Here is a 15,327-nt window from a genome sequence, read left to right on the forward strand (position 1 = left end):
GCGGCCACGGGAAATTCTCGCGATGTTCGCCGAAACCACAACCTGCCGTCCACCGCGGCGCTATTACATAGGCACCCGAACTGAACATACGTCCAGTTGTCGCCCCCGAGTCGGTCACCGACCATCACCCGGAGTACGCCCATGCGAATCCCGCGCCTCCTGGCCCCGCTGACGGCGGCCGTCGCGCTGTGCGCCGTTCTCGGTACCGGAGTCCTCGTTCCGGCCACCGCGAACGCCACACCCCAGACCCTCGCCGCGACGCCCGTCGCCGGCGCCGCGGGCCCGTGCCTGCCGGGCGCGCCGACGTTCGACGACGTGGTCACCGCCGCCGCGAGCGCCGTCCGCACCGCGGTCCCGCCCGCGCAACTCGCCGACTACGACCGGCAGGTGCAGGACTTCCGCCTGGCCGTCGCATCGCTGCGGGTGCACCGCGACGGACTGCCCAAACTGCCCGAACAGGTCGGTGAGCGGCTCGAGTTCCTGGACGACCCGATCGTCACCTACCTGGTGAACGGCCTCGACGCGGTGCGCACCGGACGCGTGCACGAGACCGTGTCGATCTCCGAACTCACCGTCAACGACGTCGTCGAGGTGTTCATCCTGGCCACCCGGATCGTGAAGATCCCCGCGCAGCTGGCCGCCAGCCTGGTGCCGACGGTGGGCTTCTTCCTCAAGCCGATCGTGGGCGCGATGTTCAATGGTGTGAAGGCCGTCGCGCGACAGATCCAGAACGCCGTCGCCACCACCTGCACCGCACCGGGGGTGTATCCGGCGCTCGAGCTGGAGCAGCCGCCGATCGGGCACGTCGTCTTGCCGCAGCCGCTCATCGACCTGGCCAATTCGGTGGTGCTGGCCGACGGCACCTGCACGCCCGTCGCCGACCTCACCACCCGCGAACTGGTCGAACGCACCAGGACCTTCCTCGACACCGCCGGGCTGCCGCTGGACCGGCCGGCGATGCACGCCGCCGCCGACTCGCTCCAGTCCTTCCTGCGCGACAACCGCGTGGCCGAACTGATGCTGATGCGGCGCACCGAGGAACTCGGACCGCTCGTGCACGCCATCGACTACGGCCCGCTGACCTTCCTCACCAACCTCGGGTTCAGCATCTACGAGGGGCGCGCGCTGAACACCGTGCCGCTGGCCGACATCGAGGTGGAGCACGCCTTCGACCTGGCGACACTGAGCCTGGACGTGACCAGCCTGCTGCTCACCGCCGGGAACACCGCGCTCGGGTTCACCGGGGTGGGGTCGGCGGTGACGACGCCGCTGTCGATCATCCAGACGCTGGCGTTCGCGCCGACGACGTACGGCGCGCCGGTGCTGAAGGGTGTCATGCAGTCCATGTGCGCGGCCTGATCGGGAGAGCGCCGGGTCGAGACTTGTTCTCGGCCCGGCGTTTTCGCGTGCGGAACTGCCGGTGAGCGCGCAGGTCGACCCGTCACGCCGGGAAGCCGACGTCGAGTTCCACCGTGTCGCGTTCGGTATACAGCCGCCAATAGCGTTCGCCCACTTCGGCATTGGTGATGCGCGGGAGGACGAGACCCGGCGGTACCGCTTCGGGGTTCTCGTCCACGATGCGTTCGGCCTTGCTGTTGCCGATCAGCGCGCCGAGCGCCACGCCGAAGTTGGCGAGGTAGGGCTGGAAGTGGCGTTCGGAGTGGCCGGAGGAGAACAGCAGTGCGCCGGAGCCGCGCGCGGGCGTGGCCATCGGCACCCTCTACAACCGGTTCCCCACCCGCGACGACCTGATCGCCGCCGCCGTCTCCGACCGCGTCGAGGCGGGCAGCCGCATCGCCGAGGACGCGCTCACCCTCGGCGACCCGTGGGACGCGTTCGTCTACCTGGTCGAAAAGATCTGCGAGCTACAGGCTTCCGACCGGCTGCTCAGCGATCTCGCACTGCGCGCCGCGCCCAGCCCCGCCATCGCGCGCGCCCAGGAGTACGGAGTACGGCCACGGCGGCGTGCGGTAGTACAGGAAGCTCGAATAGTCGTGGCGCCACATGAATACGCCGCCCGCCGCCGACGCGACGAGGAACTACCCGGCCACCAGGGCCGCGACGGACGCCAGGATCGCCGTCGCCCCGCTCGGGCGCGGGCCGGGCGGGCGCCCGTACATCTGCTGCCCTTGTGGCGGTGGCGCATACCCCGGCTGAAAGGCGAACTGCCCGTTCGCACCGGGCTGCGGATAGGGCTGCTGTCCCGGTTGCGCGCCGCCGTGTGGCATCTGCGGGTTGCTCATCGAAAGTCCCTTCGCTGTGCGGAATTCGGCGCTAACGGGCCTGCGGAACCGGGCGGGTGCGGAGCCAGCGGGCGGTGGGTTCCAGGAGGGCGAAGACCGCCAGGGCGAGGGGGACGGCGATCATGACGAGTCCGTAGACCGTCGCGAGGTAGGAATCCGACCAGCGGGTCACGATGTTCGCGATGCCGAGGATCACCGCGATGGCGCAGCCGATCGGCAGGACCACCCGGCCGGCGAGGCGGCGCGCGAGCAGGAGAATGGCGCCGGTGGCGAGCACCAGCGCCATGACTGGCTTTCGGCATCAATACGGCGGGTACTGCGGCTGGCCGTAGGGGTTGGGTTGGGCGTAAGGGTTCGGCTGGCCGTACGGGTTGGGCGGGTAACCGTAGGCGGGGGCCGAGGTGGTGGCGCGGGCGTCGATCCAGCGGACGGTCGCGCCGACGGCGGCGAGGATCAGGGTGGTGACCGGGAAGATCAGGCCGACGACGGTGCCGAGCAACGAGACGCCCGCGGTCCGGCCGTCCAGCGCGCCTATGCTGCCGAGCAGCGCGCCGTTCGTCACCAGGCTGCCGATGCTCAGGACGATGGCGACCAGGCAGCCGATGATGACCATCGAACGGCCCGCGCGACGGCGCATCAGCAGCATGACGCCGCCGATCCCCAGTAGTGGCGCGAGGATCGCCAGGCAACCGATGCGCGCGTACAGGAACATCTCGTACTCGAACCCGCTGTAGACGGAATCGTTGAACACGTCGTTGTAGTCGTGGAAATCGACCACCGCGACCACGCCCGAAATCAGGCCGACGACACCCGCCACGCACCCGAGCAACGCCAGAATCCCGGCGGTGATCGCCGTCCCACCACCTGGCGGCCGCGTGTTCCCGTACGGCGCATAACCGTTCGGCGCGGGATATCCCGGATACATGACACCCTCCCCCGTCGCAGATCTCCTCCGCGCGTGACTCTACCGCCACGGGGCCGACGTGCGGGGCCCGGAAGTACGCCCGGCATTGCGGCGACCGAAACCTCCCTCGCGTCCCCGGCGCTCTGGTGCCTGCGCCCACCTCGCTGACCTGCCCACCACGGCCCGGCCGCGCACCCCCGCCCAGGTCGACGTCGTCGGCCCACGCCGACCACCTACTCGGGAGCCGGCGCGGTGCGCGCGTTCACCCCAGGGTGGACCGCAGCATCACCAGCACGAAAGTGTCGGTGGGGAAAGCCGGAGATGGGTGGAGCGACGTGCCCGAGGCGGGCCCCGGGAGCCGGCTCAGGTTCCTTGCAGTTCGGCCCCTGACGGCTGCGCGGGCGCCGTGAACCAGCGGCGGGTGTTGCGGTGGGCGGCGAGGTAGAGGGTGAGAACGGGGAAGCCGAGGGCGAACAGGAGGGCGGCCAGGGCGGTGGCCGCCGAGATCGAGCCCAGTTCACCACGCTGGATCACATCGATCACCGTGGTGACCGAGCTGGGCAGGAGCGCGCCCACACAGCCGAGGATGACCAGGACGCGGCCCACCTTTCTGCGCATCAGCAGAAACGCGCCGCCGACGCCGAGCACTATCGCCACGAGGACGCTGGAGGCGCTGAAAACCAGCTGGTAGACGTCGGAATCGACGATGTAGGTCGAACGCAGGTGTATCCCGTCGGCACCGGCGAGCGCGAGGATCAAGAAGCCGGCCCCGACCAGAGCGTTGGCCAGGCAGCCCAGCACCGCGAGCACTCCCGCCGCGATGGCGGTGCCGCCGCTCGGCCGGGGTTGGTCCGGCGAGTACTGCGCGGCGAGCGCCCGCCGTCGCGCGGCCAGCGCGGGATCGTCCTCGAACCACAGTGCGGTCGCATGGATCCCGGCCGCGACGAGGATCAGCACGGGCAGCACGAGTCCGGTGAGGTTGGGCAGCACATCGTTGTGCACCAAGGCGGTGATCGCACCGGGCAAGCCCGTCGTGGAGGTGGCGATGTCGGCGGAGTATCCGCTCGAGCCGGGCCAGCGGACGCCGTAGTCTGATTCGTACCCGATCAGCGCGCCGAACAGGCCGACCGCGCCGACGGCCGTCCACACTCCCGCCGCGAGCAGGATCGCGAATCGCCCGGCCTCGTCACGGCGGTAGACCAGCAGCGCTCCGTAGCCGAGGGCGAACGCGAGCAGCACTCCGCCGAGCACGGTGATGCCGGCGAGGGAGTTGTCGTAGCGAGCGGCGTGCCGCAGGACTCCCACGCCCACCACCAGCGCGCCCACCAGATTGGCGAGCGCGCCGAGCGCCGCCAGCCCGATCGTCACGTTCGCCGCGGTGGTCCCCGGCCTCTCACGCGACACCCCCACACTCATGTCGACCATCCGGTCCACCCTCCTCCACCGCGCGATCGTCACTCCCGATGGTCGAGTATGCCCAACCGTGCCCCCACACTCACCTGCGCGGGAACAATCGCGCGATTCCCACTCGGCGCAACAGACCCCGCGACGGGGGAAAGAACCTCGCCCTCGCCCGCACGCGGAACGCCCGCACGCGGATGGGCGTGCGGGCGTTCGTGCTTCGACCTAGCGGAGGTTGGCCTCGGCGTAGATCTTCATCGCGTCACGGACGAAGGCGGCGGTGCCTTCGGCGTGCTTGTCGTAGTGCACCGTGAAGCGCGGGTCGTCGACGTACATCTGGCCGAGGTTGATGAAGTAGTCCGCCACCACCTCACGCCCCTGCCAGCCGACACCGACCCAGTCCTTGTGGCGGGCGGTGATGGCCTGCACCTCGTCGCTGTCGGGCGCCAGCCCCGCGGTGAACGCGCGGCCGTAGTCGGCGGCGATATCGGCCTGGGTCTGCTGGAACTGCTTCTTCTCCTCGTCGCTGAGCGAGCGCCACCAGCGGTCGCCGCTCTCGTAGGCGTCCTTGCCCCAGCGTTCGATGACCTCATCCTTGTAGCGCGTGTGGTCGAACCCGTCGAAAACTTCTGCTGCCACGAGATTCTCACCTCTTTCCGTCTTGTCCAGCGTGGCCGTCACCGAGTCGATCTGCCGCCGGATCCGGTCCTGTTCCTGCCGCAGCAGGTCCAGGTGCGTGCGCAGCGCGGCGGCCGCGTCCTGCTCCCCCGCGAGGACCTCGGCGATGACCGGCAGGCCGAGGCCGAGTTCCCGCAGCAACAGGATTCGTTGCAGCCGCACGAGGGAGTCCTGGTCGTAGTAGCGATACCCGTTGGGGCCGATCCGGCTGGGCGGTAACAGCCCCAGCTGCCCGTAGTGGCGCAGCGTTCGGCTGGTGGTACCGGCCGCCCTGGCCAGATCCTGGATGGACCATTCGCCGGTCCGGGTACCCGTTCCCACGATCCGGGTCTCCTTCATCTCGTCGGTGAAACCAGTCTGCAAGTTGACGTAGCGTCAAGGTCAACCCCGTTTGTTCAGGGGCTTCGCGGAGGGCGGCACGAGCGCGCCGAGACAGTCCGCGAACCGACTCGAGCCACCGGCGCCCGAGCCGGGCCGACCCACAACGTCCGGGACCCCGGTCGCATCACCGCTCTGGAACCCGGGCGTGGGCGGACAGCGCGCGTCACGGTTAGCCCGCAGCACACACGACTACCCGGCATGCGGCTGCGGAGCGGAAGGTGCCACGAGTCGTCCGGCGCGTGCTTCGCACCTGTCACCTCGAACCTACGCTCTCGCCCGCGTCGCCGCTGCTCGGCAGCCTCGGGTCCCCGGGGTACGTGGGCGGCCCGTTCGAACCCGGTCCCGTCACCCCGAAAAGCGCGACGCGGCCCCCCAGCCGAGACCGGGAAGCCGCGCGCGAGCGGAAACTATTCGGAGGAAACCGGTTCCGAGGGTTCACCCGGCACGACGTGCTCGGGTCCCAGCGGAACGGACTCCGCGCCCGGGGCCACATCCGGACCGGTCGTGGACTCCGAACCGGGAACGGCGTTCTGCCCCGGCGACGTGTCCGACCCGGGCGGCACCGCGCCCGACTCCGGCATGTTCTCCGGAATCGACGGCCGCTCGTCGGGGTCCGGGATCAGATCCAGCAGCGTGTCGAAGTCGATGACCTGCGGCCCTAGCGTCGGTGTCGCGATGATCACGCCGTTGGTGAACAGCCGGTAGGTCCCGGAGTTCAACGGCAGCACCCACTCCGGCCCGAGCGGCGCGCCGAGCGGACCGTCCTCACCGCCGGTGCGGCGGTATTCGGCGTCGATGATCGTCTCGGTGGTCGAGGTGCGGGTGCGCGGGTCGGCGGGCGGGCGCGCGACCTCGAGTTCGGAGGGCATCGGCCCCACCTCGAAGGTCTGGATGTCGGCGGGCTCACCCCCGTCGGGTGCCGAGGAGTACTCCGAGCGCAGGATCCGTCCGTCGCGCAGGAGCACCGTCCCGGCCGTGGACGCGACCGCCGCCGCGGCGCGCGGATCCTCTTTGGCGGTACCGGGATACACCTGGCAGTCGGTGGAATCGCAGGTCCCGGCATAGGGATAGCGGGTTTCGGACAATGCGTACGAGCGCGCGGCGATGGCTTGGGCGCGCAATGCTTCCGCCGCGCCTTTGTCCGCCCAGTTGGCCTGCATTTCCGCGGGCACGACACCGAGCAGATAATCCTCGACGTCCACCCGGTTCACCACGCGCGATTCACCATTTTCGCTGGCCACGCCCAACGCACCACGATAACTGGGGCCGCCGCACAATTTCAGGTGTTCGGCGGCGGGCCGCCCCGGATTCGGATCCAGCGGATAGACCCAGGGATCGGAGGTGGCCGATTGCCACAGGACTTCACCGTCGCATCCGACGGTGACCACCACGTTCGCGCCGCCGTCGGGCAGCGGGGTGAGGTGGGCGACCTGGCCGGGTTCGAGTTCACGGCCCGCCACGCGGATGCCCGCGTCGGCGAAGGCGTCGAGGGAGCCGTTGTCCATACCTTGGAGCCGGACGGCGAGCACGGTCGGCGGGACGGTGCCGAGCGTCGCGCCGGGGTAGTAGTGCTCGAGGATTCGTTCGGCGAGCCAGCCCTGCTGGGCGTTGTCGAAGGCGCCGTGCTGGCTCATGCCACGTCCGTGGCCGGGTCCGGCGAGTTCCCGATACGGCGTGTCGCCGGGTGTCGACCCCCCTGTCGTGTACGCCCCCACGGTCACCATCGTGCCGGTGAGCACCGCTGCGCCGCCCGCGGCCAGCAGTGCGTGAAACGGTAGCGGACCTGGTCGGATTCTATTGCGCATCGGGTACTCCCACGGGTCGTCGGGACCGGATCACGTCGCGGTTGTCGGCATGTCGTTTCCATTCCGGTCGCATTCCGAGAGCTACATTCGAGCAATCACATGATCCTAATCCTCAACAAGAGGTTTAGATATGTGACATTAGTGAACTAGTGTGATGGTTGATGCATCAGGAAGCAAGGCCCTGAACACCGCGCCTGATCACCGGTTCGACCTGATTGGAGACGCTCGTGCCGCACCGCAAACCGAAACGTTCATACGTGCTCCCGATGGTGACCACGCTGGCGGTGGCGGCTCCCCTCGCGGCACTGGTCCCGGGCGATTCGGCCGACTACCGCCAAGCCAACGACACCGATGTGGCCGCGGTGCCCGCCCAGCTGGCCGAGGTGATGCTCACGCAGGCGCCCGAGATCACCTTGCCGCTGCGCGAATTGACCGGCCTCGACCTGCCCGACCTGCGCCTTTCCGATCTGCGGATGCTCCCGCTGCCCGCCTCCATCCCGATTCCGGAAGGCTTACCCCTACCACCGGGGGTGCAGCTACCCAAGGAGATTCCGCTCCCGCGCTTCGCCCCCGAAACCCAGGCGCCCGCCGCGACCCCGACCCCCGCACCGGGCGCTGCGATCCCCACACCCACCCCGGGCACCGCGATTCCGACACCCGCGCCCGGCGTGTCGCCCGGAGCGCCGAACGCGGGCGCTCCCGGTGCGTCGAACCCCGGCTCGCAGTCGCCGGCGGGCTCGAACCCGCAGTCCCCCAACGGTGCGGCTCCCTCACCCGACGGCGCGACCCCCAACCCACACGCACCCGACGGCGCTCCGGCCCCCGGCAGCGCGCCCGACTCCGCACCCGCGAACACGGCACCCGACTCCCAGCCGCCAGCCGGTGCCGCACCTGGAACTCCGTCCCCCGACGGCGCACCCACCCCGGGCGCACCCGACTCCGCCCCGACCAGCGCAACCCCCGCACCCACCACCCCGAACACCCCCGCGACCCAGTCGATCCCGGCTCCCGCCACTCCCAGCCCCGTCCCCCAGCCCATCCGCTTCATCGCCGACCCGGCGCAGCTGCCGGAGGGCACCACCCCCGACACGCCCGCCCTCGCTCCCGGCGCCGTGCCCGCGGATCTGGTGGATCAGGTCGGCGCGCAGGTCAAGGAGCTGTCGCGTGATACGCCGTTCAGCGTCGTGGCGCTCACCGCCGCCGATCTGGCGGGCACCAAGGCGATGGTGCGCGCCAAACAGCCCGACGGCACCTGGGGCCCGTGGTACGAGACCGAACCGATCGACACCCGCCGCGACGACGCCACCCCGGCCGGCGGCACGGCGGGCACCGAACCGATCTACGTCGGCAACACCACGGCGGTGCAGATCCTCGTCACCCGCGACCGGGCCGCCGGAAACCCCGCCGCCGCACCGCCATCCGCGCCGTGGGAGCCCACACCCGCCGCCGCGCCGATGGGTGATCCTATGCAGGCCGATCCGCTCACCGCCGTGCTCATCGATCCGGGCCGCGGCGCGATCGACGGCGCGCTCTCCGAGGTGGCCGCCGCGCTGCCCGGCGGCGGCCCGAACGTGATCACCCGCGCGCAGTGGGGCGCCGACGAGTCGATCCGCTGCGCCGAACCGACCTACGACGACGCGCTCGGCGGCGTCACCGTGCATCACACGGCGGGCCGCAACGACTACTCGAAATCCGAGTCGGCGGGCATCGTCCGCGCCATTTACACCTATCACTCGCGCACGCTGGGCTGGTGCGACATCGGCTACAACGCGCTGGTCGACAAGTACGGCCAGGTGTTCGAGGGCCGCAAGGGCGGCTTGGATCGCCCGGTGCAGGGCGCGCACGCGGGCGGGTTCAACGAGAACACCTCGGGTGTGGCGCTCATGGGCAACCACGAGTCGGAGGCGCCCTCGGACGCGGCGATCAACGCGGTCGGCCGGTTCGTCGGCTGGCGCACCAAGATCGCCGGCCTGGACCCCAAGGGTTACACGACGATGTACTCCGAGGGCACCGAGTTCACCCCGTACCGCCAGGGTGAGGCGGTGCGGTTGCCGATCGTGTTCGCGCACCGCGACGTCGGCAACACCAGCTGCCCCGGCGACGCCGGCTACGCGGCGATGGATCGCATCCGCGATATCGCGGCGAGCGGCGGGGGACCGAGCCCGAATCAGCAGCAGCCACCGCGCAAACGGACCCAGTCGGATCTGGCGACGCTGGCGGCGCTCACCGCGAAGCTGCTGACAATGGTGAACGACAACCTGATCGCCAAGCACTACGCCGCGTCGGGCGGTCCCGACGGCCCGCTCGGCCAGGCCGATTCCGAGGTGCTGCCCGCCGCGCAGGGCGCGCAGTACGCGAAGTTCGTCAACGGCTACGTGTACACCACGCCCGACGGCGAGGTGGTGGAGGTGCTGGGCGAGATCCTGGACCGCTTCCTGCAACTCGGCGCCGACGCGGGCATCCTCGGTCTCCCCCTCACCGACGCCTACCCCGTGCCCGACGGCCTGCGCGCCGACTTCCAGTACGGCTCGCTGATCCTCAACCAGATCACCGGCATCGTCACCACGGTTTGGAAGACCTACAACGAGACCTACCAGCAGGAAATGGGCCGCGACGAGGGCACCGAGGTCTCCGCTCCGCCGCCGGCCGAAACCCCCGCTCCCGCAACCCCTCCCGAACCAGCCCCGGCCGGCTGACCGTTCCGGAGATCACACCTCGGCAGGAGGGCTGGGCCGCCACGCGGTCCAGCCCTCGGTCAGCAGATAGCACCCCACCAGCACGGCCGTGAGCACCCCGTCGCTCACCACCAGCTCGCCGGCACCGTCCACCTCACCCGACAACCAGACCACGCCGGCGACGGTCAGCGCGGCCTTGTGAAAGATCACCAGCTCCCACACACCGGGCAACCCCCGCGGCCGCCACGCCAGCAGCAGGAACAACCCCGCGAAGACGACCAGCCCGAACGATCGCCACACCCGCTCGACCTCGGCGCCCGCCAACGCGGTGTAATCCGGAATCATCGACGCCGCGCCCGCCAGCGCGGCGACGGCGCCGAGCACGAGCAGCACCCGCGCGACGCGATCCCGCCAGGCCGCAACGGGTGGATTCGCCATGGCGCTCATGCTCAGAACCCTAGGTGACCCGGCGCGATGTCGCCCTTCGAGCGAAATCCGCTCAGGTCCACCACCGTTCCAGCACCCGCGCCACCCCGTCCTCCGCGTTGGTCGCCGTCACCTCATCCGCCACCGCCAACGCCTCCGGATGCGCGTTCGCCATCGCCACGCCGTGTCCGGCCATGCTCAGCATGGGCACGTCGTTGGGCATGTCGCCGAACGCGATGATCGCCGGATGTTCCACGCCCAGGCGCTGCGCGACCGAGGCGAGACCCGACGCCTTGGTCACGCCGGGGGCGGACAGCTCGATGAGGCCGTGGTCGGTGGAGTAGGTGATGTCGGCGCGATCGCCGATCAGGGGCGCGAGCACGTCGCGCATCTCGCCGCTGGGCGCGCCGCGCAGCCGGATGAGCATCTTGATGGCGGGCGTGTCGATCACCTCGTCGCGGGCGACGGCGGTGTCGTCGGGGTTGAGCCAGGCGTGTTCGTAGAGCGGGGAACTCACGAACTGCGGCGTCACGGCGTCGTGCGCGCTGGCGCCGACGCGTTCGGCGGCCAGGCCGCAGCCGGGCAGCGCCCGTTCGGCGAGGTCGGCCATCCAGCTCAGCGTCTCGACGTCGAGAGTGTGGCTGGCCAGCACGCGATCGGTGGCGCTGTCGTAGATCACCGCGCCGTTCCCGCAGACACACAGCGGCGCGTACCCGAGCCCGTCCACCACGGGATCGATCCAGCGCGGTGGGCGTCCGGTGGCGAGCACGAACGGCACACCGTCGGCGATGAGCGCCCCGACCGTGGCCCTGGTGCGCGGCGTCACGCGTTCGTCGTGATCGATGAGGGTGCCGTCCACGTCGGTGGCCACCATCTTCGGCTTGGGGAGGTGCAGGCGAGTCACCTATTCCATCCTGCCGGAAAAGCGTCTCGGCGCGGTCGCGGACCACCGGCGCGGGGGTTTCGCGGACATGCCGTGGGCCCACATGGCACGCGCGTCCGGGGCACCGTCCTTAAGATCATGTGCTAACACTCGCCCCGCTGGCCCGCCCAGCCGCAGAACCAGAGGACTGATGACCGGCTTCCTGCTACGACGCGCGCTCAATTATGTCGTGCTGTTGCTGCTGGCCTCGTTTCTGACGTTCAGTCTCGCGTCGTTGACATTCCGCCCGCTGGACAGTCTGGAACAGCGCAATCCCCGCCCACCGCAGTCGGTGATCGACGCGAAGGCCGAGGAATTACATCTCAACGATCCGATTCCGGAGCGCTACCTCACCTGGCTGAAGGGCATCCCGAGCGGGGATTTCGGCACCACGCTGGCCGGGCAGCCGGTGAGCGAGGAATTGCCGCGCCGGGTCGCGACGAGTCTGCGCCTGCTCATCCTCGGCTCGATCATGGGCACCGTGCTGGGTGTGCTGATCGGCGCGGCGGGCGCGATACGCCAATACAAATTCAGCGACTACTTCACAACGGTTTTCTCCCTGCTGATTCTGAGCACCCCGATATTCCTGCTCGCGAACCTGCTGAAATACGGTGCACTCGAGATCAACTCGCTCACCGGCGCGCAGATCTTCCTCTACACCGGGGAGACCTCGGCGACCGCGATCGAGGGCTTCTGGCCGCAATTGCTCGACCGGCTCCAGCACCTGGTGCTGCCCACCACCGCGCTGGCGCTCGGCGGCATCGCCGGCTACAGCCGCTACCAGCGCAACGCCATGCTCGACGTGCTGAGCAGCGATTTCATTCGCACGGCCCGCGCGAAGGGCCTCACCCGCAACCGCGCGCTCTACAAACACGGCCTGCGCACCGCGCTGATCCCGATGGCCACCCTGTTCGCCTACAGCCTGGCGGGCATCATCACGGGGGCCACGTTCACCGAGAAGATCTTCGGCTGGCACGGCGTCGGTGAGTGGCTGCTCGATTCCATCAACGCCCAGGACCTGTACCCGGTCGTCACCATCACCGCGTTCGCCGGGTTGATGGTGCTGATCGCGGGTCTGCTGTCCGATGTCGTCTACGCCTTGCTCGACCCGAGGGTGCGTGTCCGATGACCGAGACCGAGATCATCATCCAGGGTGCGCCCGAGGTCGCGATGGGCAGGCGCAAGCTGATCCTGCGCCGGTTCCTGCGCAACAAGCCCGCGGTGGCCGGGCTGATCGTGCTGGCGCTGATGTTCGTGCTGAGCTTCGCGCTGCCGCCGTTCCTGCCCTGGGACTACCAGGAACTCGACTACACGGCGCTGCGCAAGCCGCCCAGCCTGGACCACCCGTTCGGCACCACCGCCATCGGCCAGGACGTACTCGCCCAGACCCTGCGCGGACTCCAGAAATCGCTGATCATCGGCCTGTGCGTGGCGGTGTTCTCCACCCTCATCGCGGCTGCGGTGGGCACCCTGGCCGGCCTGCTCGGCGGCTGGACCGACCGGGCGCTGATGTGGCTGGTGGATCTGCTGCTGGTGGTGCCGAGCTTCATCATCATCGCGCTGTTCGCGCCGCGCACCAAGGGCAGCGGGTCGATCCTGCTGCTGATCGTGCTGCTGTCGGTGTTCAGCTGGATGATCAGCGCGCGCCTGGTGCGCGGGCTCACGCTGAGCCTGCGGGAACGGGAATTCGTGCGGGCCGCCCGCTACATGGGCGCGCCGACGCGCACGGTGATCGTCAGCCACATCGTGCCGAATATCGCGTCCATCCTGATCATCGACACCACGCTGGCGGTCGGCGCGGCGATCATGGCCGAAACCGGGCTCAGCTACCTGGGATTCGGCGTGCAGCCGCCGGACGTGTCGCTCGGTTCGCTGATCGCCGCGGGCACCGCGTCCGCGCTCACCTACCCGTGGCTGTACATGTTCGCCGGCGGCCTGCTGATCATCACGGTGCTCTCGGCGAACCTGGTGGGCGACGGTCTGCGCGACGCGTTCGACCCCAGCGCCAAACGGGCCCGCTCGCGTAAGAAAGGGGCCGACGAATGACCTCGGGCTCCACCGCCCCCCTGCTCGAAGTCGCCGATCTGCGCGTCACGTTCCCCAGTGAGGAGGGCCGCATCGACGCCGTGCGCGGGGTGAACTACACCGTCGCCGACGGCGAGGTGCTGGCCATCGTCGGCGAATCCGGTTCGGGCAAATCGGTGTCGTCGCTGGCGGTGATGGGTCTGCTGCCCGAGCAGGCGCGCATCACGGGCTCGATCCGGCTGCGCGGCCGCGAACTGCTCGGCATCAGCGACCGCGAGATGTCCAAACTGCGCGGCAGCTCGCTGAGCATGGTATTCCAGGACCCGCTCTCGGCGCTCACGCCGGTGTACCGGGTGGGCGATCAGATCGCCGAGGCGCTGCTCGCGCACAAGTCGATGGGCAAGAAGGAGGCGGCCGAGCGGGCCGTCGAACTGCTCGAGCTGGTCGGCATCGACGACGCCGGGATGCGGGCGAAGGCGTTCCCGCACGAATTCTCCGGCGGTATGCGCCAGCGCGTGGTGATCGCCATGGCCATCGCCAACGATCCCGCGCTCATCATTTGCGACGAGCCCACCACGGCGCTGGACGTGACGGTGCAGAAGCAGATCCTGAACCTGCTGCGCAAGGCGCGCGACATCACCGGCGCCGGGGTCGTGATGATCACCCACGACATGGGCATCGCCGCCACGCTCGCCGACCGCGTCGCCGTCATGTACGCCGGGCGCATCGTCGAATCCGCGGGCGCCGCAGCCCTTTTCAACGAGCCGCGGATGCCGTACACGGTGGGGCTGCTCGGCTCCATCCCGCGCATGGACAGGCCCGCGCGCTCCCCGCTCATCCCGATCACCGGCGCGCCGCCCGCCATGCACAAACTGCCGCGCGGTTGCTCGTTCACCCCGCGCTGCCCGATCGCGATCGATGACTGCGCCGCCGCCGAACCGCCGCTCGAGATGACCTCGCCCGGCCACGCCGCGGCCTGCATCCGCACCGCCGAGGTGGACAGCGCGGGCCTGTTCGCCGCCTACCGCGCCGAGATCGAGGAGCCGCGCGCCGAGCTCGAGACCCATCCCGATGTGGTGCTGCGGGTGACCGACCTGGTCAAGACGTTCCCGATCACCTCGGGCGTGGTGTTCCAGCGCCGCCGCGGCGAGGTGCGCGCGGTCGACGGCATCAGCTTCGAGGTGCGGTCCGGGCGCACGCTGGCGCTGGTCGGCGAATCCGGTTCCGGCAAGTCGACCACGCTCACCCAGATCATGGACCTCGTGGCGCCGCAGTCGGGCACAATCGAGATCATGGGCCGCGATGTCGCCGCGCTCACCAAGGCCGACAAGCGCGAGATCCGGCGGAAGATGCAGATCGTGTTCCAGGACCCGACCGCGTCCCTGGACCCGCGCCTGCCGATCTTCGACGCGCTCGCCGAGCCGATGCGCATCGACGGCCGCCCGCGCGCCGAGATCAGCCGCCGCGTCCCCGAACTGCTGGAACTGGTCGGCCTGCGCCCCGAGCACGCCGACCGCTACCCGGCCGACTTCTCCGGCGGCCAGAAGCAGCGCATCAGCATCGCGCGGGCGCTGGCGCTGGACCCGCAGCTGCTGGTGCTCGACGAGCCCGTGTCCTCGCTGGACGTGTCCATCCAGGCGGGCGTGCTGAACCTGTTGCGCGACTTGCAGACCGAGCGCGGCCTGTCGTATCTGTTCGTCTCCCACGATCTGTCGGTGGTGCGCAACCTGGCCCACGACATCGCCGTCATGTACCGGGGCAAGATCGTCGAATCCGGACCGGCCGAGCGGATTTTCGCCGATCCGGAACACGAGTACACCCGCAGGCTGATCGACGCGGTACCCCTACCGGTCGTCAGCGGATAAGG

At 69.7% G+C, this 15,327-nt stretch carries 14 protein-coding genes; 5 read left to right on the forward strand and 9 right to left on the reverse strand.

Translation table 11 applies throughout. From position 1 onward, the window contains the following. Window positions 1-141: 141 nt before the first annotated feature. On the forward strand, window positions 142-1,359 hold the full coding sequence (locus OHB21_RS07075; protein ID WP_195124910.1) for a hypothetical protein: 1,218 nt from the start codon (window positions 142-144) through the stop codon (window positions 1,357-1,359). A gap of 82 nt (window positions 1,360-1,441) precedes the next feature. Here the strand turns inward: OHB21_RS07075 and OHB21_RS07080 are convergent, their stop codons facing one another. The 7 genes from OHB21_RS07080 to OHB21_RS07110 form a co-directional block, all read right to left on the reverse strand. Beyond that, window positions 1,442-1,711: a hypothetical protein gene (locus OHB21_RS07080; protein WP_067509770.1), complete on the reverse strand. Its 270-nt coding sequence runs from the start codon at window positions 1,709-1,711 to the stop codon at window positions 1,442-1,444. A gap of 328 nt (window positions 1,712-2,039) precedes the next feature. Then, window positions 2,040-2,243, reverse strand: a complete 204-nt coding sequence (locus tag OHB21_RS07085) for a hypothetical protein (RefSeq protein ID WP_195124911.1) — start codon at window positions 2,241-2,243, stop codon at window positions 2,040-2,042. Window positions 2,244-2,274: 31 nt separating this feature from the next. Beyond that, entirely contained in the window at window positions 2,275-2,529 is a 255-nt protein-coding gene (locus OHB21_RS07090) for a hypothetical protein (RefSeq protein WP_195124912.1), read from the reverse strand. 15 nt (window positions 2,530-2,544) lie between these two features. Continuing rightward, a complete protein-coding gene (locus OHB21_RS07095; RefSeq protein WP_067509776.1) occupies window positions 2,545-3,168 on the reverse strand; it encodes a hypothetical protein in 624 nt (207 codons plus the stop codon). A 342-nt stretch (window positions 3,169-3,510) separates the two neighbouring features. Beyond that, window positions 3,511-4,572: a hypothetical protein gene (locus OHB21_RS07100; RefSeq protein ID WP_195124913.1), complete on the reverse strand. Its 1,062-nt coding sequence runs from the start codon at window positions 4,570-4,572 to the stop codon at window positions 3,511-3,513. A gap of 201 nt (window positions 4,573-4,773) precedes the next feature. Then, a complete protein-coding gene (locus OHB21_RS07105; protein WP_232331765.1) occupies window positions 4,774-5,547 on the reverse strand; it encodes a MerR family transcriptional regulator in 774 nt (257 codons plus the stop codon). A gap of 467 nt (window positions 5,548-6,014) precedes the next feature. After that, window positions 6,015-7,412 (reverse strand): SpoIID/LytB domain-containing protein, encoded by a 1,398-nt coding sequence (locus OHB21_RS07110; RefSeq protein ID WP_113975118.1) that lies wholly within the window; start codon window positions 7,410-7,412, stop codon window positions 6,015-6,017. 266 nt (window positions 7,413-7,678) lie between these two features. Between OHB21_RS07110 and OHB21_RS07115 the strand changes: the two genes are divergently transcribed. Beyond that, window positions 7,679-10,108, forward strand: a complete 2,430-nt coding sequence (locus tag OHB21_RS07115; protein WP_228789724.1) for an N-acetylmuramoyl-L-alanine amidase — start codon at window positions 7,679-7,681, stop codon at window positions 10,106-10,108. 12 nt (window positions 10,109-10,120) lie between these two features. Here the strand turns inward: OHB21_RS07115 and OHB21_RS07120 are convergent, their stop codons facing one another. Both OHB21_RS07120 and OHB21_RS07125 read right to left on the reverse strand, forming a co-directional pair. After that, window positions 10,121-10,534, reverse strand: a complete 414-nt coding sequence (locus OHB21_RS07120) for a hypothetical protein (RefSeq protein WP_067509781.1) — start codon at window positions 10,532-10,534, stop codon at window positions 10,121-10,123. 52 nt (window positions 10,535-10,586) lie between these two features. Continuing rightward, window positions 10,587-11,387, reverse strand: a complete 801-nt coding sequence (locus tag OHB21_RS07125) for a Cof-type HAD-IIB family hydrolase (RefSeq protein ID WP_067509783.1) — start codon at window positions 11,385-11,387, stop codon at window positions 10,587-10,589. 199 nt (window positions 11,388-11,586) lie between these two features. Here OHB21_RS07125 and OHB21_RS07130 point away from each other — a divergent pair, with 199 nt between their 5' ends. The 3 genes from OHB21_RS07130 to OHB21_RS07140 are packed head-to-tail and all read left to right on the forward strand — an operon-like array spanning window position 11,587 to window position 15,325. After that, window positions 11,587-12,564, forward strand: a complete 978-nt coding sequence (locus OHB21_RS07130; RefSeq protein ID WP_067509785.1) for an ABC transporter permease — start codon at window positions 11,587-11,589, stop codon at window positions 12,562-12,564. Next, window positions 12,561-13,481, forward strand: coding sequence for an ABC transporter permease (locus OHB21_RS07135; protein ID WP_067509787.1), 921 nt, complete (start codon window positions 12,561-12,563; stop codon window positions 13,479-13,481). Before OHB21_RS07130 ends, OHB21_RS07135 begins: the two co-directional genes overlap by 4 nt. After that, window positions 13,478-15,325, forward strand: coding sequence for a dipeptide ABC transporter ATP-binding protein (locus tag OHB21_RS07140; RefSeq protein ID WP_195124914.1), 1,848 nt, complete (start codon window positions 13,478-13,480; stop codon window positions 15,323-15,325). The genes OHB21_RS07135 and OHB21_RS07140 overlap by 4 nt, the downstream gene beginning before the upstream one ends. Window positions 15,326-15,327: the final 2 nt, after the last annotated feature.

Source organism: Nocardia puris (assembly GCF_036051655.1).
In the GTDB taxonomy this organism is placed as follows: Bacteria; Actinomycetota; Actinomycetes; order Mycobacteriales; family Mycobacteriaceae; genus Nocardia; species Nocardia puris.